25 protein-coding genes and 1 pseudogene are annotated in these 21,804 nt (G+C 64.8%); 10 read left to right on the top strand and 16 right to left on the bottom strand.

Annotation, left to right across the window (positions count from 1 at the left end; translation table 11 throughout):
* Positions 1-2: 2 nt before the first annotated feature.
* Positions 3-660, top strand: a pseudogene (locus HSEST_RS14640) (hypothetical protein); the annotation flags it as partial.
* A gap of 33 nt (positions 661-693) precedes the next feature.
* On the opposite strand, the gene HSEST_RS03445 reads toward HSEST_RS14640, so the two are convergent.
* From HSEST_RS03445 to HSEST_RS03390, 12 genes are all read right to left on the bottom strand, one after another.
* Complete coding sequence (locus HSEST_RS03445) at positions 694-3,723, bottom strand: FAD-binding and (Fe-S)-binding domain-containing protein (RefSeq protein WP_229122177.1); 3,030 nt, start codon at positions 3,721-3,723, stop codon at positions 694-696.
* Positions 3,724-3,750: 27 nt separating this feature from the next.
* A complete protein-coding gene (locus HSEST_RS03440; protein WP_229122176.1) occupies positions 3,751-5,469 on the bottom strand; it encodes an L-lactate permease in 1,719 nt (572 codons plus the stop codon).
* Between the two features lie 567 nt (positions 5,470-6,036).
* Positions 6,037-6,489, bottom strand: a complete 453-nt coding sequence (locus tag HSEST_RS03435; RefSeq protein WP_229122175.1) for a metal-dependent transcriptional regulator — start codon at positions 6,487-6,489, stop codon at positions 6,037-6,039.
* 16 nt (positions 6,490-6,505) lie between these two features.
* A complete protein-coding gene (locus HSEST_RS03430; RefSeq protein WP_229122174.1) occupies positions 6,506-6,838 on the bottom strand; it encodes a FaeA/PapI family transcriptional regulator in 333 nt (110 codons plus the stop codon).
* Positions 6,839-6,904: 66 nt separating this feature from the next.
* Positions 6,905-7,687, bottom strand: coding sequence for an MBL fold metallo-hydrolase (locus HSEST_RS03425; protein ID WP_229122173.1), 783 nt, complete (start codon positions 7,685-7,687; stop codon positions 6,905-6,907).
* Positions 7,684-8,094 carry a NifB/NifX family molybdenum-iron cluster-binding protein gene (locus HSEST_RS03420; RefSeq protein WP_229122172.1) on the bottom strand — a complete coding sequence of 137 codons (411 nt, stop codon included), beginning with the start codon at positions 8,092-8,094 and terminating at the stop codon, positions 7,684-7,686. Before HSEST_RS03420 ends, HSEST_RS03425 begins: the two co-directional genes overlap by 4 nt.
* Positions 8,095-8,174: 80 nt before the next feature.
* The gene (locus HSEST_RS03415; protein ID WP_229122171.1) at positions 8,175-8,732 is read right to left on the bottom strand and encodes a hypothetical protein; all 558 of its coding nucleotides are present in this window, start codon (positions 8,730-8,732) and stop codon (positions 8,175-8,177) included.
* 170 nt (positions 8,733-8,902) lie between these two features.
* Positions 8,903-9,391: a hypothetical protein gene (locus HSEST_RS03410; RefSeq protein ID WP_229122170.1), complete on the bottom strand. Its 489-nt coding sequence runs from the start codon at positions 9,389-9,391 to the stop codon at positions 8,903-8,905.
* Complete coding sequence (locus HSEST_RS03405; protein ID WP_229122169.1) at positions 9,384-10,073, bottom strand: nucleotidyltransferase domain-containing protein; 690 nt, start codon at positions 10,071-10,073, stop codon at positions 9,384-9,386. Before HSEST_RS03405 ends, HSEST_RS03410 begins: the two co-directional genes overlap by 8 nt.
* 188 nt (positions 10,074-10,261) lie before the next feature.
* On the bottom strand, positions 10,262-11,020 hold the full coding sequence (locus HSEST_RS03400; RefSeq protein WP_229122168.1) for an ABC transporter ATP-binding protein: 759 nt from the start codon (positions 11,018-11,020) through the stop codon (positions 10,262-10,264).
* Positions 11,011-11,814, bottom strand: coding sequence for an ABC transporter permease (locus tag HSEST_RS03395; RefSeq protein WP_229122167.1), 804 nt, complete (start codon positions 11,812-11,814; stop codon positions 11,011-11,013). The genes HSEST_RS03400 and HSEST_RS03395 overlap by 10 nt, the downstream gene beginning before the upstream one ends.
* A 2-nt stretch (positions 11,815-11,816) precedes the next feature.
* The gene (locus tag HSEST_RS03390) at positions 11,817-12,830 is read right to left on the bottom strand and encodes an ABC transporter substrate-binding protein (RefSeq protein ID WP_229122166.1); all 1,014 of its coding nucleotides are present in this window, start codon (positions 12,828-12,830) and stop codon (positions 11,817-11,819) included.
* 240 nt (positions 12,831-13,070) lie between these two features.
* On the opposite strand from HSEST_RS03390, the gene HSEST_RS03385 reads away from it, so the two are divergent.
* From HSEST_RS03385 to HSEST_RS03350, 8 genes are all read left to right on the top strand, one after another.
* Positions 13,071-14,357, top strand: a complete 1,287-nt coding sequence (locus HSEST_RS03385; RefSeq protein WP_229122165.1) for a tRNA pseudouridine(54/55) synthase Pus10 — start codon at positions 13,071-13,073, stop codon at positions 14,355-14,357.
* A gap of 114 nt (positions 14,358-14,471) precedes the next feature.
* Positions 14,472-14,846, top strand: a complete 375-nt coding sequence (locus HSEST_RS03380) for a DUF5810 domain-containing protein (protein ID WP_229122164.1) — start codon at positions 14,472-14,474, stop codon at positions 14,844-14,846.
* Between the two features lie 24 nt (positions 14,847-14,870).
* Entirely contained in the window at positions 14,871-15,296 is a 426-nt protein-coding gene (locus tag HSEST_RS03375) for a DUF5809 family protein (protein ID WP_229122163.1), read from the top strand.
* A gap of 1 nt (position 15,297) precedes the next feature.
* Entirely contained in the window at positions 15,298-15,729 is a 432-nt protein-coding gene (locus tag HSEST_RS03370) for a hypothetical protein (RefSeq protein WP_229122162.1), read from the top strand.
* Positions 15,726-16,265, top strand: coding sequence for an NUDIX hydrolase (locus tag HSEST_RS03365; RefSeq protein ID WP_229122161.1), 540 nt, complete (start codon positions 15,726-15,728; stop codon positions 16,263-16,265). Before HSEST_RS03370 ends, HSEST_RS03365 begins: the two co-directional genes overlap by 4 nt.
* Before the next feature lie 71 nt (positions 16,266-16,336).
* On the top strand, positions 16,337-16,669 hold the full coding sequence (locus HSEST_RS03360) for a rhodanese-like domain-containing protein (RefSeq protein ID WP_229122160.1): 333 nt from the start codon (positions 16,337-16,339) through the stop codon (positions 16,667-16,669).
* A 70-nt stretch (positions 16,670-16,739) separates the two neighbouring features.
* Positions 16,740-17,807: an ABC transporter permease gene (locus HSEST_RS03355; protein ID WP_229122159.1), complete on the top strand. Its 1,068-nt coding sequence runs from the start codon at positions 16,740-16,742 to the stop codon at positions 17,805-17,807.
* Between the two features lie 2 nt (positions 17,808-17,809).
* The gene (locus HSEST_RS03350; RefSeq protein ID WP_229122158.1) at positions 17,810-18,493 is read left to right on the top strand and encodes an ABC transporter ATP-binding protein; all 684 of its coding nucleotides are present in this window, start codon (positions 17,810-17,812) and stop codon (positions 18,491-18,493) included.
* Positions 18,494-18,522: 29 nt separating this feature from the next.
* Here HSEST_RS03350 and HSEST_RS03345 read toward each other — a convergent pair whose 3' ends face one another.
* From HSEST_RS03345 to cofD, 4 genes are all read right to left on the bottom strand, one after another.
* Positions 18,523-18,714, bottom strand: a complete 192-nt coding sequence (locus HSEST_RS03345) for a 30S ribosomal protein S17e (protein WP_229122157.1) — start codon at positions 18,712-18,714, stop codon at positions 18,523-18,525.
* 73 nt (positions 18,715-18,787) lie between these two features.
* Positions 18,788-19,372, bottom strand: coding sequence for a DUF447 domain-containing protein (locus HSEST_RS03340; RefSeq protein ID WP_229122156.1), 585 nt, complete (start codon positions 19,370-19,372; stop codon positions 18,788-18,790).
* Complete coding sequence (locus HSEST_RS03335; RefSeq protein WP_229122155.1) at positions 19,369-20,208, bottom strand: triphosphoribosyl-dephospho-CoA synthase; 840 nt, start codon at positions 20,206-20,208, stop codon at positions 19,369-19,371. The genes HSEST_RS03340 and HSEST_RS03335 overlap by 4 nt, the downstream gene beginning before the upstream one ends.
* Complete coding sequence (gene cofD, locus HSEST_RS03330; RefSeq protein WP_229122154.1) at positions 20,205-21,203, bottom strand: 2-phospho-L-lactate transferase; 999 nt, start codon at positions 21,201-21,203, stop codon at positions 20,205-20,207. The genes HSEST_RS03335 and cofD overlap by 4 nt, the downstream gene beginning before the upstream one ends.
* Positions 21,204-21,285: 82 nt before the next feature.
* Between cofD and HSEST_RS03325 the strand changes: the two genes are divergently transcribed.
* Entirely contained in the window at positions 21,286-21,804 is a 519-nt protein-coding gene (locus HSEST_RS03325; RefSeq protein ID WP_229122153.1) for a protein-tyrosine phosphatase family protein, read from the top strand.

Raw genomic sequence — 21,804 nt, 5'->3', positions numbered from 1 at the left:
GGATGTTTGTGTATGGTCCCGAGCGTGAGCAGCTTGCGACAGACAGCGGGCGGATCCCGCTCAGCGAGGTTCTCGATGTGTTCGAGCGGCGGGATGACCGGGCCCGTCCACTGACCGCGGACGACATTATAGGCGGAGCAGGCGCAATACCACGGCCTTCAGGCTGTGAATACGCGCCGTCACTCAGTGCCACGTTCTGTCGACACCGATAGGGCCGGATATTCCACCGTTCTCAAACACTAACTTCGTTGACTGTTCTCGCCGGACCACGCACAACAAACTCAACGAACTCGTTGATCGGGACATACTCCGGACGCGAAAGTGGGCTCCAGAGGCCGCGTCTGGTGGATTCCGATTGAAACCACACCAGACCACAAGCCCGTGGAATCACGGGTCAAAGAACTGGTGACACAGGTCGATCTGCCCGGGGCGGGCACAACACTCGAGGCGTGCCAGCAGGCGCTCGTCGCCGCATACGAGTATCTCCGCAAACACCCGGCAGCGAAGAAATCTGACTTTCTCACCGACGTCTATCCGGACCATCCGGCCGAGTTTGAGACTGCTGAGGGATGGTGGAATGCACTGCAGCCGGCGCTGGCGGAGCTACCCTGTATCGACCCGCCCGAAGAACGCGGCCATATCTGGCACTTTCTCGGAAAGCAGCGCTTTTTTGTCGATCATCAAAGCCCCGCTCTAGAGGGCGTCGGCGAGCTTTTCGATCGGGTGGGGCGGCTCACCATCGTAATCTTCGAGCTGGGAGCGACACGACGCACCGGGGGCGACGGGCTGGTTGGCCGGCGAGTCGTCGAGCTGGTCGAACAGTATCGATCCGATCGCCTTGCTCATCGAGACGTGTTCGGCTTCGTACCCGAACGAGCCAGCCATGCCACAGCACGCCGAGTCGACGGCATCGACCTCGTAGCCGGCCTGTCGCAGAACTGCCGCCGCGTGGTTGTCTTTTTTCGTCGCCTTCTGCTGGCAGTGGCCGTGATAGGCCAGCGACTCCGCTGGCGCGTCGAAGTCGATTCGCTCACCAAGTTCGTAGATATCGATATACTCAGAGACACCGTACGCGTTGGCCGCGACGCGCGCAGTCGCGTCGGACGGCACCAGATCCAGGTAATCTGACTGGTACATCACGGCGTCGGACGGCTCGACCGTGACTATATCCCAGCCGTCCTCAACGTACGGCTCCAGTGCCCGGACGTTCTCCTCGGCAGTTGTCCGAGCGTGATCGAGCATGCTCTTGGAGAACGCCGGTCGGCCGCTGTCAGAGATGTCGTCGGGCACCGTGACGTGGACGCCGGCGGCTTCGAGAACACGGACGGCGGCCTTCCCGACGTACGGGTGGCTGTAGTTCGTGTACGGGTCGGCTATCAGCAGTGCCTTTCGCGTCGCCTCGGACTCGGGCACGCGCGTTCCGCCGCGTCCGTCCATCCAGTCTCTGAACGTCGTCCGGTGGAACGACGGGAGATCACGCTCCTGGGCGATCCCCAGGACCTTCTCCATCACCAGTCCGCTGCCGGGAACCTGCATCGCCCAGTTCGAGAGCGGTGCGAAGGTGCTCCCGAGCCAGAGGACCGTCTCGACGTTCGCGAACAGGTTGTCACGTAGACTCGTCCCCTCGCGCTGATGATACTCGTGGACCACTTCGGCTTTGAGCTTGGCCATGTCGACGCCGCTGGGACAGTCGTTCTTGCAGCCCTTGCAGCCGATACAGAGACCCATCACCTCGTGGACGAACTCGTCGTCGAAGGGATCCTCGGGCAGGTTCCCGTTCATCGCCGACCGGAGCATGTTCGCCCGTCCGCGCGTACTCGTGATCTCCTCGTCAGCCGCGCGATACGTCGGACACATCACGCCGCCGGTGGTGTCCTGGTGGCCGGTACACCCGCCACAGCCGTGACAGAGTTCGACCATCCCCTGGAACCCGTTGTCGTTGTCCCAGTTCAGGACGGGCTCGAAGTCGGCATCGAAGGTGGAGGAGGCGTCGTACCGGAGGTTCTCACCGGGGTCGAAGTCCCCGCAGACGCTCCCGGGATTGAGCAACCAGTCGGGATCGAACGCCGACTTGAGGTCCCGGAACGTCTCCCAGAGGTCCTCGCCGTAGAGTTTCCGGTTCCACTTCGTGCGGGCCCGGCCGTCGCCGTGCTCGCCGGAGACCGAGCCGCCGTGTTCGATGACCAGATCGGTGATCTGATCGGCCATCTCCCGCATCGTTTCGACGCCGTCCTCGGCCTTGAGGTTCAGCAGGGGCCGAATGTGCAACACGCCGGGGCCGGCGTGGGCGTAGTACGCGGCGAAGGTGTCGTGCTCGTCGAAGATCTCTCGCATGCCGGTGACGTACTCCGGCAGGTTCTCGGGCGGGACCGCCGTGTCCTCGACGAACGGCCAGTGTTTCTCGTCGGTCGTGCGCGAGAGCAGGATCGGTAGCCCGGCCTTTCGCATCTTCCAGAACTTCGCCTGTCGCTCGTCGTCGTAGGCTTCCAGCGCGTCGCTGGCGTAGACGTCGTCGGAGTCGCTGACGTCAGCGGGCGGATCAGCCGCCCCGTCGTGGCCGGGAAGCCGGTCGGCGAGCAGGTCGGCGACTTTCTCTCTGGCTTGCTCGGGGGTCTCGGCGTAGAACTCGACCAGCAGCGTCGAGTCGGTTCCCTCGGGCAGCGTCGCGACGAGGTCCGAGAACTCGGACGTGTCCCGCGCCAGGTCCAGGAAGACATCGTCCATCACCTCGACGGCGGACGGATCGTGTTCGAGAATCGGAGCGACGTCGCGCATTGCGGGGATCACGCCGTCGTAGGTCAACAGTACAACCGCCGTCTCGTTCGGAATCGGTTCCAGCGAGACGGTCGCCTCGGTGACGATCGCGAGCGTCCCCTCGCTGCCGGCCAGCAACCGTGCGAGGTTGACCTCGCCTCGCTCGCGAGCGTTTTCTATCAGCATGTCGAGATTGTACCCCGAGACGTTTCGCTTCAGGTCGGGGTACCGTTGCTCGATTTCCTCGGCGTCCTCGGTGAGGATCCGATCGACCTCGGCGTACAGCCGGGCCTCGATCGGGGAGCCGTCTTCTTCGGCCGCCCGCGCACGGTCAGACAGCGAGTCGACGTCGACCCAGCCGAGCGTCGTCCTGGTGCCGTCGGCGAGCACGACCTCACATTCCTCGATGTAGGCGTCGGTCTTGCCGTACTTCAGCGAGTGTGCACCGGTCGTGTTGTTGCCGATCGCACCGCCGAGAACGCTCTTTTCGCCCCACGCAGGATCGGGGGCGAACTTGAGGTCGTGCGGTTCGAGCGCCTGGTCGAGATGGGCGATCGTGACACCTGGCTGGGCACGCGCCGTCGCCGCATCGGGATCGATCTCGAGCAACTCGTCCATGTAGTGTTTGAAATCCAGGACGACGGCCTCGTTGACCGCCTGGCCGGCGAGACTCGTCCCGCCGCCGCGCGGGAGCACGGGAATCCCCTCCTCGGCACAGTACTCCATCACTGTGACGACGTCTCCCGTCGACGTCGGCGAGACGACACCGATCGGCAGTTGCTCGTAGGCGCTCGCGTCCGTCGCGAACAGCTGTCGGCTATAGGTGTCAAACCGGACGTCGCCGTTGACGCGCGCCCGGAGGTCCGCGACGAGACGTTCCTGGTCGACTGCTGTACTCTGGTAATCGTAATCGGCGCGGGGATCGACTGCCGGATCCGTGACGCCGTCGGAATGTGTTTTCTGTGACATTGTGTTGGATGCGGTTGTCTGTTCGAGTTAGAACGCCCCGGGCGCGACGACATACACTAGCACCATCCCGACTGCGCCGGCGAACAGCGCGAAGAGGATCGTCGGGACAACCGTCTTGCGTAGGATATCGCCCTCGCGGCCGGTCATCCCGACCACGCCGGAGATGGCAGCAATGTTCTGGACGGAGATCATGTTCCCGATGCCGCCGCCGACGTTCTGGAGCGCGACGACGATCGACCGGGAAACGCCGACTTGCTCGGCCGCGTCGTACTGGAGCGCGGCGAACAGGATGTCCGAGACGGTGTTCGATCCCGTGACGAAGCCGCCGAGCGCACCGATCCAGGGAGCGACCGCCGGCAGTGCCGCTCCAGCACCGAACGCGACGGCTTGCGAGAGCGCGTCCATCATCCCCGCGTCGAAACGGGCACTGGCGGGGTCGGCACCCGACTGGATCAGGATCTGGGTCAGCGAGACGACGATTACCAGTGTCACCGCGGCCGGGGCGATCTGCCGGACCGATTCGCGCCAGGCCTCGACCGTGTCCGAGCTGTCCATCCGGTAGAGAAAGCCCGTCAGAATCGCGACCGGGATGAACGGCATCGTTCCGGGCAGGTAGAGATACTGCAGGTTCCACGAGAGATCGCTGTACCCGAGCACGGCCGGGATGCCGACCGTAAACTCTTGCAGGGTAGCAACGAGATCGAGCGTCGGCCAGCGGGTGATCAGCAGGATCACGCCGACGAGCAGGTACGGCGTCCAGGCCAGGAGCACGGGCATCTCCTTTTTCGGTTCGTCGCCGGAGATACTGTCGAGACTCAGCCCGCCGAGCCACTCGTCCGACCAGCTCTCGCGCTCGGGGAACGTCCAGGGCTCGTCAGGAACGAATATCCCCCGATCGGCCATGGCGAGCCCGAGCCCGAAGACGACGAAGCCAGCGACGATCGACGGGAGTTCGGTACCGACAAACCACGCGATCGACCACTGGGTCAGTCCGGCAACGACACCGAGCACGACCGCGAACGGCGCAACCGGCGCGGTCGCGCGGGCCGCGCCCCGCAGCGACCGCTCGTGTTCGTCTCCGAACCAGTACACGAGCAGGAAGATCCCCAGCACGCCCCAAAACGAGAAGGTCAGACCGGTGACGACGCCCGAGTACCCCGAGACCAGGGCCTGAAACTCGGCCTGCGTGATCGGTTCGGTCGCTTCCGCGAGCTTCCCTTCGCCGATGACCGCGTTGACGCCGCCGAGGATCGGCGTCCCCGCGGCACCGAACTGCGGGTTCGGGGCGTTGAAAAACAGCGCGAACACGGCCGCGCCCAGCGGCGGGAACCCCAGCCCGATCAACAGCGGTGCGGCCAGCGCTCCCGGCGTCCCGAAACCGGCCACGCCCTCGATGATCGTGATGAACCCGAGCCCGATCAACAGCAACTGGATCCGCCTGTCGGTCGCGATGCCGCTGAAGTGCCACCGGATCGTCGAGATCGCACCGCTGATGTCCAGGTAGTTCATCAGCAGGATCGCCCCGAAGACGATCAGGATGATGTCGATGGCCGACAGTCCGCCGTAGACCGCGGACGCGAGCCACCACGACGGGTCCATCTGCCAGTACGCAAGCCCGAGAACCGTCACGATGATCCAGCCGACGCCCATCGCCCGTGCTGCCGACCACCGGAACACCACAAGCAGCGCGAAGGCCGCCGCGATCGGAGTCGCCGCCAGCGCTGCCAGCGTGAGCGTCCCGACCATCAGTACCCCACCGCTCTCTGGCCCGGGTCGCGCGAATCCCGTGTCTCGTGGTGCCGGCTGTCCGTTCGTGCGGACGTTCGACTCATCGAGTGGTCGGGTCCGATCGAAACGGCGCAGCGGGCGGTATCAGCTACGGTGGCGTCGGATACGTCGGTTGTGGCGTGAGCGACATTCCCGGGACGAGCGCTCAAGCGCGTTTCATGCCTGTTTATGTCTGGCATTGATCGTAGGTCCAACCGAAACTACTTGTATCTACTGTAGATCATCGTATAAGTGATAGCTTGGGGACTGCCGGATTCACACAAATAGAATACATCCTATTCATGTTATTATACCGTTTGAGGCATCAATAGTCGCGAGAACAGACAAAAATATCCGCTATTGGCGGTCGTCATGAGTATATAAATGCCGGAAACCGGACGGCTATCCGCACGCTAGTATAATAATTCCGTCATATTTCGAGCGAATTGACCGCTCGATGGGTCGAATGTCTTCACGAACGGACAGCCGGCGGATGGGGTGGTTGGCTCGACACGAGAAACATCCCGTCGGGAAACGCCCCCGTAGTCACACAGCCAGCTCCGCGCAGTCCTCGGCACTGTCGGCCCGACACCGGATTCGGCAGGGCTGGTCGGCCTGTCGAGCAAGGGCTTCGACATCCGCTTCGTCCAGGAGACAGCCGATCTTGTACGCCTGGTCGTCCGCCAGCTCGACACCGCTGATGCGCTCGAAGAACCGACTGACGACACAGCGTCGCCAGAGAATCTCCCGGGCGAGTCGCTCGCCGTCGTCGGTCAGCGTGGCACCTCGGTAGGGCTCGTACTCGACGAGGCCGGCCTCGTCGAACGCGTCGATCATCTCGGAGACGCTGGCGCCGCTCACGCCGAGGTACTCCGCGAGTTCCCCGTTGCCGATCGGCGGTTCGTCCAGCAGTGTCCGGTACAGCAGTCCGCAGAGATACCGGCCTTCACCGGGACTGACCGGCAGTTCCGTGTCGATCGCCGGCGGATACTCGGTCATCGTTGCCCCCGTTCGGTCATTCGACCCGCCAGTAGACGACCGTCCGGCCGGTCTTGCGCCGCCGGAGTTTTCCGCCCCCGACGAGGTCGTTGAGCTTCTGGCGGGCCGACTCGGTGCTCACGCCGAGCACGTCCGAGACGTCCGTCGTCGTGACGACCGGTCCGGCGACGGCCTCGAAGACGCTCAGCACGGTCTCCCCGTCGACCGTCTCGACGAACTGTCCGTCCTCGTCGCGGACACGATCGCGTCGTCGCTCGCGGTGCTTTCCGCCGGCTCCACCGCCGCAGCCGCCACGTCGGTTCGACTGTCCAGTGCCCGCCTTGCCGCCGTTTCCGTGTCTGGGTGCCATCACCCGACCGTTTGTCGTCCGTAAGCATAATCCTTTTGCTAGTACCAAATTGGTATTCGAGGTACGTCACAGCTCGACCGTCGAGCCGACGCCGACGCGCTCGTAGTCCTCGCCAAAGGCGTCTTCGAGCTTTCGGCGGGCGTCGTGGCCGGTACAGTGCGTGGGTGCGATCCGTTCGACGCGTTCGGCGACCCACGCGACGATTTCGTCGAGTTCGTCGGGGTCGGGCGAACGGAGGTGCGTCCCTCCGAGGACAGTCTGCACGGGACGGTCGAACACGTCTTCGGCGTGCTCGATCGTGTTCCGGAGTCCGGCGTGACAACACCCGAGGACCAGACCAAGCCCCCCCTCACCTGTCACGACTAGTGGCTGATCGTCGTGGACCGGGTCTGGCCGAGATGTCCCATCGGTATCGCGGATCTCGCCCGTCGAACTGTCGGGATAGCGCCGCGGGATCTCGCCGAGGGCATAAATCCTATCGGTTATTTCGACCGGATCGCGGTGCGTGTTGACTGTCGCGTGGGACTCGATCCATTCGCGGGTGTACGGCAGCCCGATGGACTCCACGCCGTGATATTTCGGCTCGAACGCGTCCGGGTGGACGTAGATCTCCTCTGCGTCGTCGACGAACGCCGGCAGCCCCTTCGTGTGGTCGTAGTGGCCGTGACTGAGGACGAGCGTTTCGTATGGCCCCAACCCGAGTTTGTCGGCGTTGTCGGCCGCGATACCAGTCTGTCCGGTATCGAAGAGGACGCCACCGACATCGGCGGCAAAGCCCCACTCGGCTCGCAGTCCCTTGGGGCGGGAACCGCCCACCTCGTTATCGGAGAGGATCGTCACCCGCGTCATTGCTTGTCACCACCATCGTGTTCGTGATTGTGGCCGTGGCCGTCGTGATCGTGGTCGTCTCTGCAGTTGTCCTCCCCTGGAAGTTCCCGCTCCAGGTCGTCGTCCTGGAAACGCTGCACTGCCTCTCGGACAGTTCCGTCAGCACCACAGTAAATGGGAAAGTCCATCGCGTGGAACTGGTCGCTCGCTCGCGCGCCGACGTGGACACAGACGAGCGCGTCGGCGCCGGTATCGGCGACTGTCTCCGGCGGTGAGCCGCTTCCGCCGCGATGGTCGCTATCGTTGTCGTGCACTTCGACGGATCCGGTCTCGGTATCGTAGACCGTGTAGGTCGGCGCCCGACCGAAGTGGTGTGACACGTCAGCGTCGAGCCCCCCGTCGCCGCGAGTCGGCACACAGACTTGCATCGTATCCGTTCGTCGTAGTTGTCAGCAAAAAATGCCTCTTCCGGTCTCACCGTCCATGCAAGACTCTCCAGTCCGTACGCTCACGACGAATCAATATCGAGGTCAGTGAGCAGACTGCCGACGAGTCCGAGCCGCTTGACGGACTGTTTCGCGCTTTTGGCGTGTTCGGCCTTTTGTTCGGGCAGCTCCTCGATGAGGTCGTCTAGTGTGGCAAGCAGCGCCCGCTTCTCGGCATCCAGTTCCGCTACGTTGAATGTGACACTGAGCGTCTCGAAACCGTCGACAGCAGCCCGACGAACCCGTCCGTCATCGTCTTCGAGTGCTTCGAGCAGGATTTCGACGAGACGCTCCCTGCCTGCGCCGAGGTCGCCAATCGTGTATCCACCGACCTGCTCGGTATCGCTCGTGGCGATCCGGATTTCGAGCATCGGGTAAGCATCACGCAGGAACCGAACGACGGACTGTCGAACGTAGCCGTCGTCGCTGTCGTATACCGGGTAACACGCCTCGAACAGGTCCGGATAGATCGATACGCGATCGACCGAATCGGCTGATTCGATCTCGTCGATCGCGTCGTTGACGCGATCGGCGTCACCGGACGAAATCGCCCCGGCGAATGACTCCGGTGTTCGCTCCATACGGGCAATACGGTCTCCCTGCTAGTGTCGGTTTCGGACCGCGTCCGACCTTCGCCCCGATAGACGAGTTTTTCCGGCACGATAATCTACGGTCTCGTGGTGGTGATGACGAGCAGTTGCCCCACTGAGGCACAGTTTCTATTAATACGTTCGTCGCCCAAGACACTTCCTTAGATACAGAGGCATTCGTGGCCCTGTGAGGAACGGCCAACGACGAACTCATGGACCTCCTGTGCGAGTGCATACATACTTGCCGCGCGTTCTGCCGCTGCAAGTCCATCCTGATAGTACGTCTTCGCACGGTGGTCACGCCACAGATCCGCGAGGTCGTTCGCCATCGTCTCCGAGAAGATACCAGCCGATGCCGCTTCGCCGTACACGCCCGGATGTGTCCCAGGGAGATCTGTCGGCTCCATCTTCCCGCGTTCGAGGAGGCGAAACTCCACTGTTCTCTCCATCGTGACGAAAGAAGCCTCGATGACGAGCGTGTAGTATCCCTGCTCCTGAAGCGCGTCTGCACCAGCGAGTAACCGACACGCCTTCCGGAGTTGGAGAAGTGCAGCACTCGAAACGTCCAGTCCCGGTTCGATATCCGTCGGACGGCGATCGAACGCAGCCTGTGCGTCATCGACAAGTTGTTCGATACGAGTACTACTCACCCGCGAACACCTCCTTTCGTATCGACTGCAGTTGCTTGCTACTGACCACTGTGATTCCCTCCTCGAATATCTCTCTGAGCTTCGGTCCAGAGCGCTTCGCGCTTTCGACCGACTCAACGTACGGCTCGAAAGCAAACCTGTGGCCGTCGAATCGCTCTCCAGCGAGATCGGTTGCGACCCCCGTTACGAGCCGGCGAGCGCTCGTCCGGTCGCCGTCGACGACGACGAATAGGTCGATATCGCTCTGTCTGTCCGCCTCACCCCGAGCAACGCTCCCGAAGACGACGATACCGATTAGATCTGAGATCTCGTCGCTGTCGTCGATACTGTCGCGGACACGATCGACGAACGCTCTGATCGGGTCGTGGAACTCGATCTGCTCGACCGCGAGGACTGGATCGTCCTTCTGCAGTCGCCCGGGATCGATCGAGACGTAGTTGCGCTGTGGCGTCTCGCGGATTCGAACCACGCCGAGCGCATCGAGCAGGTCGACGGCCCGCCAAACTGTCGAGCGAGCGGCTGCCGTCGCGTCCACGAGTTCGGGAATGGTGAACTCCGTCTCGTGGGCATCGGCGAGGAAATGGAGTACCTCATCAGCCGCTCTGATCCGGAAGATATCGGTGTCGCCTGAGGGATGAACGTCGATGCAGACCGCCAGTTGTTGTTTCGCTTCTTCGGACACTGTCTGATTCTGTGCAACGAGATGTAAAATAGTTGTGGTAGTTCGAACCAGAACGGATTCCTTTTGAGCTACGAAGTATTATCGAAGTATGGTGGCGATGACGAGCAGTTACCCCCACTGAGCCCCGTGTGACGAAGCGTTTACACCGAGCCACCGTCTCTCGAACTCGTCCTAATTCGATCGAGCAGCTACCCGATTCGGTCGAGGATCTCCTCGTAGTAGCGACCGAAGGCGCGATCGGAGCGCGAACGCGGCCGTTCGAGATCGATATCGAGGACCTCTTGGACACGACCCGGTTCTCTGTCCATCACGACGACTCTGTCACCGAGTTTGACCGCTTCCTCGATATCGTGGGTGACAAAGAGTACGGTCTTGCCGGTTGCTTCCCAGATGTCGAGCAGTTCCGCCTGTAGCATCGTCCGGGTCTGGGCGTCGACGGCGCCGAACGGCTCGTCCATGAGCAGCAGGTCGGGATCGGGAGCCAGCGCGCGAGCGAGCGCGACGCGCTGTTTCATCCCGCCGGAGAGGTCCTTCGGGTAGCTGTCGGCGAACCCCTCGAGCCCGACCAGTTCCAGTAGTTCTCCCACCCGCTCGCGCCGCTGGTCCGTCGGCATGCCGGTCTGTTCGAGCCCGAACCCGACGTTGCCGGCGACCGTCCGCCACGGGAAGAGGTGGTACTCCTGGAAGACGATCCCCAGTTCCGGGCCAGGGCCGTCGATGGGGTCGCCGTCCAGCCGAACTGCACCCTCGGTGGGCGTCTGTAGCCCGGCGATGATCCGAAAGAGCGTCGTCTTCCCACAGCCGGAGGGGCCGACGATCGTCACGAACTCGCCGGGCTCGACGTCAAAGGACACCTTCCGCAGTGCTTCGACGGGACCGTTCGAGCCGTCGTAGACCATCGAGACGTCCTCGACAGTGACGCGATTCGCGTCGGCACCTACCGCCATGACAGGACCCTCCGCTGGAGCAGTCGGAACGCGGTATCGACCAGCAGGAACATCACGCTCAACACGAGGATGTACGCGATCACGCGATCGACCTGCAGGGAGTTGGCCGACCGGAATATCTGGCGGCCGATCCCCGGCGCGCCGAAGATCTCCGCCGCGACGACGAGCATCCAGCAGCGACCGATACCCGTCCGAATCCCGGTCATGATCTCGGGCAGCGACGCCGGCAGGACGACCGCCCGAACGAGACCGATCTGACGCTCGACGCCCAGACTGCGAGCGACGTCGAGCAGGTCGTCGGAGACGCCCTCGACGCCGCCGTAGGCAGCGTAGAAGTTGATCCAGAACGCGCCGATCGCGATGATGAACGCCGCGCCGGCGTGCCCGATCCCGAACCACGCGATCGCGAAGCCGATCAGCGCCAGCGGTGGGACCGGCCGGAGCACCCGGACGACTGGCGTCAGCGCCTCGTCCAGCACCCGACTCCAGCCGAGGGCGACGCCGGCAGCGACGCCGAGCGTGGTGCCCACGACCGTCCCCGGGAGCCAGTGGACGACGCTGTCGAGCAGCGCGGTCTGCATCGTCCCGGACGCGATCTCCGACTGGACAGTCACGGCGACCGCCAGCGGCGACGGGAGAATGTACGCGGGCTGGAGCGTCGATCCGAACCACCAGAGACCGACGAACCCGGCGAGTCCGAGTAGCCCCAACAGCAGCCGCCTGGGATCGATAGCCTCGACGATCGGTCCGAGATTGTCGGTCCGTTCGAGTTCGTTGCTGACGTCGGTTGCCATCGTTAGAGCGCCTCGTAGACGCTGTAATCGAAGATCTCCTCGAGGGACAGTTGCTGGTCGAGTTTGCCCGTGCGAGCGGCGAACTCAGAGAAGATCTCCGTCCCGTTCTCGATCTCGCGCGGGTCGGTGACGAAGTTCGACAGCGGCCCCTGCAGGGCCGACAGCGCCCGATCGGAGTCTAATCCGATCCCGCTCTCGACGATGTCGGCCGTCGGCTCGGGGTTGTCCTGAATGTACTCAGTCGCCCGGACGTGGGCGTCGAGGAACTGCGTCGCGACGTCGGTGTCGCGGATCTCGTCGCTCATCAGCGTCACGGCCGCGGGCTGGCCGGGCATGATCTGGGCGGCCGTCCTGAAGGTCTCGTAGGGGACCGACTCCTCGGCGACGCGGGTCGGTACCGGCTCCATGATCGACGTGCCGTCGATTTCGTCGTTGGCGATCGCCTGCCAGACGGCGTTCGCGCCGTTTATCTCGGTGATCTGGACGTCGCTCTCGGGATCGACGCCCTCTTGGTCGAGCCAGTAGCGCAGTAGGATGTCGGGCACCGACCCCTGCGGGAACGTGCCGAACTGGAACGGCTCGCCACGCTGCTCGCGCCAGACGTCGAAGGCGTCGCTACCGTGTTCGTCCCACAGCGGGCCGAACTCCTCGTGGGTGAGAATCGCCATCGGCTCCTTGATGTTCGTCGCCGTCACCTTCGCAGGCAGCCCCCGGTCGATGAGAATCATCGCCGGGACGATACCGAACATCGCGATGTCGATGTCGCCGCCGCTGTAGGCCTTGATGATCGACGGGCCGTCGGTGAACTCCTCGCCGTTGACCGTCCGGTCGATGTCGTCGAAATACCCCTGATCGTCCATCACGAAGTACTGCAAGTCGGGGAATATCGGCATATGTGCGACGGTCAGATCGCCGCTGTCACTGCCGAGGACGGAGCAGCCAGCGAGCCCCACAGTCGCCGTCGTCGCTCCCGCGAGATACGCCCGTCGCGATATCCGAGTCTCTCGTGGCGTCATTACCGAACCTAACGGGATTGATTCGTTTATGGGGACAGTTGCTGGCAACCGCTGCGGCGTCTCTGTACGCAGATTTCGGCCGATACATCCCCATTTCGTGGCTGGAGAACGTGTTACCGGCCGAACCGCGGTCGAGCTATCGTCTCCGGTATCGGAATATGTTACTCCTATCGGGGACGGGAGACGACCGACGCTTGTGACTCGAAAGCGAATTACGTCCAGGCGGGCGAAGACAGGGCAATGACTGTCCTCGATATCGCTCGGGACGCGATCGCGACCGGCCCGGTCTGTGACGCGTGTCTCGGCCGCCTGGTCGCCGATCGGAGCTTCGGCCTCAGCAACGCCGAGCGGGGCCGTGCCTTGCGAACGACTGTCGCCCTCGAAGCCGACGAACCGTACGAACCCCCGGAGGAGTGTTGGGTCTGTGAGGGCGAATCCGATCGCATCGATATCTGGACTGATCGCGCAGTACAGGCCGTCACCGACTACGAGTTCGACACCTACCAGGTCGGGACGCGCGTCCCGCCGATGCTGGAGGAGAACGACCGGCTGCTGCGGGAGGACGTGAGCCTGGCGGAAGACGCCGGCGAGCAACTGAAATCCGAACTCAACAGGGAAGTCGGCAAGCGCTTCGGCCAGGAGGTCGGCGCCGAGGTGGACTTCGGTCGCCCGGACATCCAGTTGTTGCTCGATCTCGGCACCGACGAGGTCGAGTTGCAGGTCAACTCCGCGTTCGTCTACGGCCGCTACAGGAAACTCGAACGCGATATCCCCCAGACGAAGTGGCCCTGTAATGAGTGTGGCGGCACGGGCCTGAAACGCGGCGCGGAGTGTCCCGGCTGTGACGGGACGGGCTTTCGCTACGACGAGAGCGTCGAGCAACTGACCGCGCCGCCGGTCGTCGAGGCCTACGAGGGCGAGTCGGCGACGTTCCACGGTGCCGGCCGCGAAGACGTCGACGCACTCATGCTCGGGACCGGGCGTCCGTTCGTCATCGAGGTCGAAGATCCCCACGCCAGAGAGGTCGATCCCGCACAGTTGGAGGCGGAGATCAACGAGTTCGCCGACGGCAAAGTCGAGGTCACCGACCTGGCGATCCCGACCTACGAGATGGTCGAGCGCGTCAAGCAACACGACGCCGCCAAGACCTACCGGATGGCCGTGGAGTTCGACGAGCCCGTGAGCGAAGAGGAGTTGCACGAGGCGCTGGACGCCCTGCGAGGTGCGACGATCACCCAGCGGACCCCCCAGCGAGTGGATCACCGACGGGCCGACATCGACCGGACCCGCGAAGTCTACGAGATCGAGGGCGAACTGGACGACGAGGCCCACGCGACAGTCGAACTCGACGGCGAGGGCGGCCTCTACGTGAAGGAACTCGTCTCGGGCGACGACGGGCGGACCGAGCCGAGTCTCTCGGGGCTGCTCGGCGTCGATGCGGTCGTGACCGCCCTGGACGTGCTGGCCGTCGAGGGCGAGAACGAGCCGTTCGCGATCGAACAGTTCCTGCAGACCTCCGACGACTGACACGGTCTGTTGTGACGATTTGCGATCCGATCGCTCGAGACGGTCGACCGATCCGGAACAGACGGACAACCGACCGTGTGAACTCCTTTGGCGCTGGATACCGTCGGCTCGTACATGGCCTACCTTTGTCCCGTCTGTGCGGAGCCGCAGGCCGACGCTGAGCACCTGGCGAACCACATGGCGTTTACCGCCCTCATCCGCGGGACCGACCACGAGGAGTGGCTGGACGAGCACACGCCGAACTGGGGCGAGGACGACGACGAGGCGCTGGCAGCACGGCTGCGCGATATCGATGCCGTCGAGGAGACCGACCACCCGATCGACGAGGTTGACACCGGTGATCGCGGCCACGCAAACCGCCAGAATCCCGGAATCGACAGGCGGGCAGTCGGGGACGGCGAGACACTCGACGACGAGGCGCGGGCGATCCTCGAAGACGCGCGGGAACTGACCCGTCGGATGGACGAGTCGGACGGCGAAACCGAGTAGGGACTCCAACCCCCAGAGGCAGGTATGGAGACAGAGGGGTCGTTCGAGCCCGAGACGGCCGCGGCGGCACGCGAACGCTACGAGACGCTGGGATCGACCGCACAGGTCGTCGTCAAAGAGGTCGCAAAGGCGATGGAGATGGGCCAGGAAGAGTACCGCGAGCGCGTGACGAGCGAGGTGGTCGAGACCGCGCGTGACGCCCTCTTCGCCGAGTCGCTGGCGGTCACGGTCGGCACTCGCGAGGAGTTCGAGGCGTGGTGTGACGCCCATCCCGACTACGAGATCCGGGAGATCGGCAACGCCAACGTCGACCGGGTCGTCTGGCACGCCGCCCCGTTCGCGGGGACTGCGGTCGCGGCGACCTTCCAGAGTCAGCGCGAGGCCGCCGTCGGAACGCTCCGCAGACAGGCGTTCGGCGAGATATATCGGACGATGCTCCGGGAGGACTGACGTGCGTCCGATCGCCCGGAACTTCCTGATCGGCGTGCTCGTGGTGGTCGTCCTGCTGTTGGCACTGGGAGCGCTGCCTGGCCTGCTCAAGAGCGGCGATCCCTACTATCTGACGGCCACGCAGGTCGAGTCGGACGAGCTGTCGATCGACCAGCGAAACGCGGCAGTCGAGGCGGCGACCCTCTCGGAGCGGCGCTACGAGTACACCACGGCCGCACTGTCCGACGCCGGGAACGGAACGGGTGCCGCTGATCCGTACTGGACGGGACCGCTCGGGATCAAAGGGGCGTTCACCCACTCGCCGTTCGACGAACTCGACGCGCTCCGCTCGAACTATCCCGACGCGGCCGACGGGGACGCGGTCTACGTCCGAACGAACGCGACCGGCGAGAACGTCACGTTTTACCGGTTGAGCGTGACACAACGACCATGAGCGACGAACGCCACGACTGGCCGGTCGTCGAATCACGGACCGAGTACGAGACCGGCTGGTACACCGGCGGCTACGACCTGGTCGAACAGCCCGACGGCTCGCGGAAGCGCTACTACTGGGCGGAGTTGCCCGCCGCCGCGGTCGTCGTGCCCGTGACCGACGACACCGTCGTGATGGTCGAACAGTACCGACCCGCGATCGGCGAGCACTGTCTGGAACTCCCCGCCGGTATCGTCGAGGACGGCGAGTCGTTCACGACCGCCGGCGCGCGCGAACTCCGCGAGGAGACCGGGTTCGATCCGTCCGGCACCGCACTGCTGGAGACGTTCTGGACGGCGACGGGCGTCCTCCGGCACAAACGCGGGATCGTCTTCGCCGAGGGGCTGGAACCGGTCGAACCCAGCTACGACGACAACGAGTTCCTCGAAGTGCGCCCCGTCCCGATCGAAGAAGCGCTGGAGCGAGCCCGGGAATCGCCCGCCAACGACGCGACCATCGAAGGGTTGCTGCTCGCGAAAGAGGAAGGGGTGCTGTAGTCGCGATTGCGAGTCGTCCGGCCGAATCCGCTTCCGTAGCGGATTTCCCGCAGTGGGTGCTGAACGGACGTATGGATGGCGAAATCAGCGCGTCGGAACTCTCGGATCTGCTCGATTCCGACGTTGACGTCGAGATCGTCGATATCCGACAGCCCGTTGCCTTCGAGCGCGGACACATCCCGGGTAGCAGGAACCTGCCCTTTAGCCGACTCATCGACCGTATCGACGAACTAGACGCCGACGCCGACCGGATCGTCACCGTCTGTCCCCACGGCGAATCCAGCGTGCAGGCCGCCCGTTTGATCACCTCCTACGAAGGGGTCACAGACACGCCAGTCGCGAGCCTCGCCGGCGGCCTGGAAGGATGGGACGGCCCGATCAAGCGCGGCGAACGAGATCGCTGACTGGCATAGAAGATCACGTCGAACCGGCAACGCTTTTCACCCTGCTCCTGTCACTCGCAGACGAGTCGCCGTGAGCCTGCGAGCCCTGTTGCGCAAAGAACTGCGCTGGAGCAAGCACAATGTGGCTGCACTGGTCGTGCTGTTGCTGGTGTTGCCTGCGACCGCCGGGTACGCGAGCGTCACGTTTCAACACGTCATCCCCCAGGAGGCGCCTGTCGCGGTCGTGCCGGAGTCGGAGGCGACTGACGACGGGAGTCTCGAACTCGTCGATGCCGCGACCGTCACGTTCGCCCAGCCGGTCCGATACGACTCGGAGGCCGCGGCGATGGACGCGCTCCATCGCGAGGAGGTCTACGCCGTCGTCACTGTGCCGCCCGGCGTGTTGAACGACTCTCAGGAGTCACAACTGAACCTCACAGTCGAGGGGAGCATGGTCCTGTTCGACCAGCCCTCGAACGCGATGGTGAGCGTGCTCAACTACCGGTTGCAGTCGGGCGCCTCGACGTCGATCACGGTCGAGCGCCACGTGATCGGCCAGTCGCGCTCGCTGTCGGAGTATCTGATCCCGATCCTGCTGGTCGCGACGCTCACGCTGTTTGCGTTCACCTACGTCCCCTACAACCTGGCCAGCGAGTCGCGCGCGATCCAGCGTATCCGGACCGATTCCTCGCTGGAATCGCTCGTGGCGGCGAAACTGCTGTATTTCACACTGCTCATGCTCGTGCCCATCGCGATGTTCGGACTGGTCACGTGGGAGCTGGGCTATGCCGTCACGCCGATCTCGGTCGGGCTCGTCGCCGCGCTCCTGGTGTCGTTTCTCGCGATGGCGGCCGTCGCGATGGCGATCATGTTTCTGACCCGCTTCAGGACTGTCGGCCGGTTTCTCTCGGTGATCGTCCTGTTCGGGCTGGTCGCGTTCGGCGGGCTGATCTACCCGGCCGGCTTCTTCTCGCCGATCCGAAAGGAGATCGTCCGGGCCGTGCCGCTACACTACACGACGATCATCGTCCGCAGCGAGATGCTCAAGGACGTACCACTGGGGCTGTACGCGGATTACTTCGCGATACTCGGCGTGACCGCGCTCGCCTCGCTGGTCGTCCTGGAGGCCACGATCGTGCTCTATCGGAGGGGTGATTGACTGTGGCGGACCGATTTGCCGTCGAGAACCTGACGAAAGACTACGGCCCGGTCGTGGCCGTCAAGGGGGTCGACCTGTCGATCGAGCCCGGCGACGTTCACTGTCTGGCCGGCCCGAACGGTTCGGGCAAATCGACGCTGATTCGCGTCCTGCTCGGCCTGACCCGGCCCACCGAGGGCTCCGTCAGCCGGCCGGACAGCGACCGAATCGGTGCAGGCTTCCAGGAACCGGCGTTCTACGACGGGCTCACCGTGCGAGAGAACCTCGACGTGTTCCGCGCGATCGCCGGCGATCCGGACTTCGAGTGGGTCAAGGAGGTGATCGAGGTGTTCAAGCTACCGCAGGTGCTCCACCGGCGGGCGTCAGAGCTGTCCGGCGGCTACAGCAAGCAACTGGATCTGGCGCTGTCGCTGCTGAAAGAGCCGGATTTCCTGGTACTCGACGAACCGCTCGCGGATCTCGACGACGTGACCCGCGAGTCGCTGCTCGCGTTCCTGGAAGCCTACGCCGCGGCGGGCAACGCGGTGGTCGTCTCGAGCCACCGGATCGACGCGTTCGCGTCGGTACTGGATCGGCTGACGGTCATGCACGAAGGAAAGATCGTCCTCGACGAGCGACGCGAGAATATCGACGGGACCGAGACGATCAAGCGCGTCTACCGCGACGCGATCGAAGAGCGAGAATAGAACACAGAACAGGCCGACAGCAAGCCGACTCAGGCTTCGACGGGGCGGTTCTGCTTGCGCGTGACGTAGCCCGCGATCCGGTTGCGGACGCCCTTGGACTCGATGTTGGTGAGTTCGCTGACGACGTCCTTGTTGTGCTCGAAGTCCGAGCCGAACGCGTCGGGGTATTTCTCCATCAGGATCGTTGCCGTCTTCTTGACGTAGGCCGGTTTGATCGCCATGTGACCCCACGTAACCGGACAGTGCTCAAAAAGGATTCGAAGCGACACTGATCTGCCGGGATTGACATACGTGCTACCATTCGGCATTCGCGCGAACGATCTCGAAGGCCTCGCGCTCCGGTGGGCCGCCGCAGGTCTCGACGACGCCCTCGAAATAGTCGAGCCGCTGGCGGAGCCGTTGCTGGTCGTAGGCCTCGACGCCGAGCCGCGAGGCCGCGACGGTCGCCTCGACGACGGCGTAATAGCCGCGGTTGGTCGTCCGGACGCCGCGGCGCTCGACCCGACTCTCGACCGGACGGAGCGCCCAGTCGACCCACTCAGTGTCGCCTTCGGTTCCGCTCTCGCGCCGATCGAATTCGACTTCGGCCCAGGCGTCGGCACTGTCGAGGATCGGCTCGGACTCCTCGCGGATCGTCAGCGCCGCCTCGGCGAAGGCGACCGGGTCCGGCGCGAACTGGACGTACCCCCGTCCGCGTGCCTCGACGTTCCGCCGCGTGCGCGTCCGCCCCCAGGTCCGGGCCGTGACCGGGTCGCCGGCGTGCAGTCCGAGCGCGGCGACGTTCCAGCGGTCGTTCGGACCGCGCGTGGTGACGATCGACTCGGTGACCCCGCGGAGTTCGACCGGCCACGCCGCGGTCTCGCCGTGCTCGTTGCTCATATCGCCAGCCCCCCTTCGAGTGCGACGAACAATCCCGCGGCCGTGATATCGGCCGTCGTGCCCGGATTGATGCCGCGATCGACCAGCTCCTCGGCCAGCGCGTCCGGATCCTCGTCGCCCTCAAGCGCGGCTCGCGCTCGTTCGCTGACGCGCTCGGCCGTCGCCTCGTCGTGGTTGATCGCGACGAACGTGTCGGGTTCGTCGGCCAGCAGTTCGAGGAAGACCCTCGCCACCCGCTCGGTCATCGGGCCGGCGAGCGCTTCCATCCGTGCTGCCGCACCGAAGCTCCGTTCAAACCCGCCGGTCCACTCGCGGGCGACGCCGTCGCGATCGGCCGAGCGGTCCATCACATCGTAGAGTGACAGGTCACGGGCGTGCAGCGCCGGCACGGCATCGCTGCCGCGGCGAACGTCGAGATCGTCCATATCGGCGGGCGGGTCCTCGACGGAGACCGCCACGTGCTCGAAGGCGCGATAGAACCCCGCCGCGTCGGTGACGGTCGTCGACTCGGCGACGTCGCTCGCGCCCGACCGCGTGAGGTTCCCGTCCGCTGCGGCCCGGACCAGCGGGGCGAGCAACAGCAGCGCCCCGAACTGTGTGTTACCGCCGCGCTGGTCGCGCATACCCGCGATGGCCTGCTCGAAGGCTTCGCCGACCGGCGGACCGTCGACCCGGCCGGCCATCCGTAAGCCCTCCTGTGCGCCGACCGCGCCGGCCAGGAAGTGCTCGAACCGGAGGTCTTCGTACTCCCGCTCGCGGTCGACGTTGCCGGGCTTGGGCGTCCCCGCGACTTCCAGCAGGAGCGCCAGTTCGGCGTTCTGTGCGGCGGTTCTCATACCGATCGCACCTCCGACAGGGCCCGCTCGACGGCACGGGCGACACGCTCGGCGTCGTCGTCAGTCTCCATCGCCGTGTCAGTCCGAACGACTGGCCGATCGAGCTCCGTCCCGTCGTCGCTGTCGAGGACGAACGCGTCCGCGAAGGGGTAGGCCTCGGCGGTCCCCGCTGTCGAGGGGTCGCGACCGGTAGCGGCCATCAGCTTCGCGGCCGGCCCGGAGAACACCCGGTCCTCGACGAACGGCGAGACTGCCACGACCGGCGTCGACTCCAGGGCCGCCCGGAACCGATCCATTGCGACCATCGGCCCGATGCTCGTGACGGGGTTCGAGGGGCCGATCACGACTGGTTCCCCGAGCGCGTCGAGCACGGCGTCGGTCGGCTCGGCCTCGGTTGCACCCCTGAACTCGACGTCCTCGACCGGCGGGTCGCCGTCGTGGGCGACCCACCACTCCTGGAAGTGCTGGATCCCGTCGGGCGTGTGGACGAGACTCGCGACGGGGTCGTCGCTCATCGGCAGGACCGTCCGGTCGGCGCCCAGCGCCGCCGCCAGCGTCGCCGTCGCGTCCGTGAGCGTGTGGCCCTCGTCGAGCAATCCCGTCCGCGTCAGGTGGATCGCTCGGTCGTCGTCGCCGATGTGCATGAACTCCGCGACCGCCGAGAAGCGACGCCAGCGGGCGATCTCACGACCCGCAGTCTGCTTGTCGTCGGGGAGGTAGCGCGGGCCGCTATCGAGGCCGGCAGCCTCGGCCAGTACCTGGAGTCGCTCGTGGGTCGCGGCCGTGTCCCCCTCGATCCCCCACCAGGAGTCGCGATCGAGGAGATCCCCCTCCAGAAACAGTACCGTATCGACGTCCGGACAGACGAGGTGGCCCCCGAGTTCGATGTCGTCGCCGGTGTTGGCCACGACGGTCGTCTCCTGGGGAGCGAAGACGGCGTCGGCCCCGGCGAGCAGCTTGGGCGTGCCGGTCCCGCCCGAGAGAAACGTCACCATAGTCGGCCACACGGGAGGTGGGTGAGAAAGGCTTTCGCCACCGTCGAAGTGTTGCGGTGGCCGGACCCCCTACGGGAAAGCGATGGCCGCACCCTATCGGTTCGGTCCCGCCGCCCCCGAGGAATCGATCGTCTACGGCTCCGCGGCCCCGACCTGGCGTGCCGATAGCGAGGACCCGGTCGGTGAGTGGCTGGAGTTCGTCCGCGAGCGCGAGGTCGAGCGCGTCCTCTGTCTGCTGACCGATGCCCAACTAGAGCGAACGGGCATCGACCTCGATCGGTATCGGGACGTCTTCGGCCCCGGGCGCGTCGCACACGTTCCGATCACTGACCACCAACTCGCCGACAAAGCCACACTCCGGGAAGCGCTTGCGGTGCTGGAGCAGGCCGACAGTGTCGGCGAATCGATCGTCGTCCACTGTCTGGCCGGCATCGGCCGGACGGGGCACGTCCTGGCGGCCTGGCTCGTCTCCGCCCGCGGCTACGGACCGGACGAAGCGATCACGACCGTCTCGAAGAGCGGGCGGACGCCCGACGAAGCCGTCAAAGCCGGTAACGCGACCCGCGAGGGATTGCTCGGGCTGTTGCAGTCGGTCGCGTAG

Source organism: Halapricum desulfuricans (assembly GCF_017094465.1).
Lineage (GTDB): Archaea > Halobacteriota > Halobacteria > Halobacteriales > Haloarculaceae > Halapricum.
The sequence above is the reverse complement of the archived record's forward strand: the minus strand, read 5'-3'. Positions and strand labels throughout refer to the sequence as shown.

Bases quoted from the DNA above. Each gene is read 5' to 3' on its own strand.
- HSEST_RS03445 (WP_229122177.1), bottom strand. From the start codon at position 3,723: ATGTCACAGAAAACACATTCCGACGGCGTCACGGATCCGGCAGTCGAT.
- HSEST_RS03440 (WP_229122176.1), bottom strand. From the start codon at position 5,469: ATGGTCGGGACGCTCACGCTGGCAGCGCTGGCGGCGACTCCGATCGCG.
- HSEST_RS03435 (WP_229122175.1), bottom strand. From the start codon at position 6,489: ATGACCGAGTATCCGCCGGCGATCGACACGGAACTGCCGGTCAGTCCC.
- HSEST_RS03430 (WP_229122174.1), bottom strand. From the start codon at position 6,838: ATGGCACCCAGACACGGAAACGGCGGCAAGGCGGGCACTGGACAGTCG.
- HSEST_RS03425 (WP_229122173.1), bottom strand. From the start codon at position 7,687: ATGACGCGGGTGACGATCCTCTCCGATAACGAGGTGGGCGGTTCCCGC.
- HSEST_RS03420 (WP_229122172.1), bottom strand. From the start codon at position 8,094: ATGCAAGTCTGTGTGCCGACTCGCGGCGACGGGGGGCTCGACGCTGAC.
- HSEST_RS03415 (WP_229122171.1), bottom strand. From the start codon at position 8,732: ATGGAGCGAACACCGGAGTCATTCGCCGGGGCGATTTCGTCCGGTGAC.
- HSEST_RS03400 (WP_229122168.1), bottom strand. From the start codon at position 11,020: ATGGCGGTAGGTGCCGACGCGAATCGCGTCACTGTCGAGGACGTCTCG.
- HSEST_RS03395 (WP_229122167.1), bottom strand. From the start codon at position 11,814: ATGGCAACCGACGTCAGCAACGAACTCGAACGGACCGACAATCTCGGA.
- HSEST_RS03390 (WP_229122166.1), bottom strand. From the start codon at position 12,830: ATGACGCCACGAGAGACTCGGATATCGCGACGGGCGTATCTCGCGGGA.
- HSEST_RS03385 (WP_229122165.1), top strand. From the start codon at position 13,071: ATGACTGTCCTCGATATCGCTCGGGACGCGATCGCGACCGGCCCGGTC.
- HSEST_RS03380 (WP_229122164.1), top strand. From the start codon at position 14,472: ATGGCCTACCTTTGTCCCGTCTGTGCGGAGCCGCAGGCCGACGCTGAG.
- HSEST_RS03375 (WP_229122163.1), top strand. From the start codon at position 14,871: ATGGAGACAGAGGGGTCGTTCGAGCCCGAGACGGCCGCGGCGGCACGC.
- HSEST_RS03365 (WP_229122161.1), top strand. From the start codon at position 15,726: ATGAGCGACGAACGCCACGACTGGCCGGTCGTCGAATCACGGACCGAG.
- HSEST_RS03360 (WP_229122160.1), top strand. From the start codon at position 16,337: ATGGATGGCGAAATCAGCGCGTCGGAACTCTCGGATCTGCTCGATTCC.
- HSEST_RS03345 (WP_229122157.1), bottom strand. From the start codon at position 18,714: ATGGCGATCAAACCGGCCTACGTCAAGAAGACGGCAACGATCCTGATG.
- HSEST_RS03340 (WP_229122156.1), bottom strand. From the start codon at position 19,372: ATGAGCAACGAGCACGGCGAGACCGCGGCGTGGCCGGTCGAACTCCGC.
- HSEST_RS03335 (WP_229122155.1), bottom strand. From the start codon at position 20,208: ATGAGAACCGCCGCACAGAACGCCGAACTGGCGCTCCTGCTGGAAGTC.
- cofD (WP_229122154.1), bottom strand. From the start codon at position 21,203: ATGGTGACGTTTCTCTCGGGCGGGACCGGCACGCCCAAGCTGCTCGCC.
- HSEST_RS03325 (WP_229122153.1), top strand. From the start codon at position 21,286: ATGGCCGCACCCTATCGGTTCGGTCCCGCCGCCCCCGAGGAATCGATC.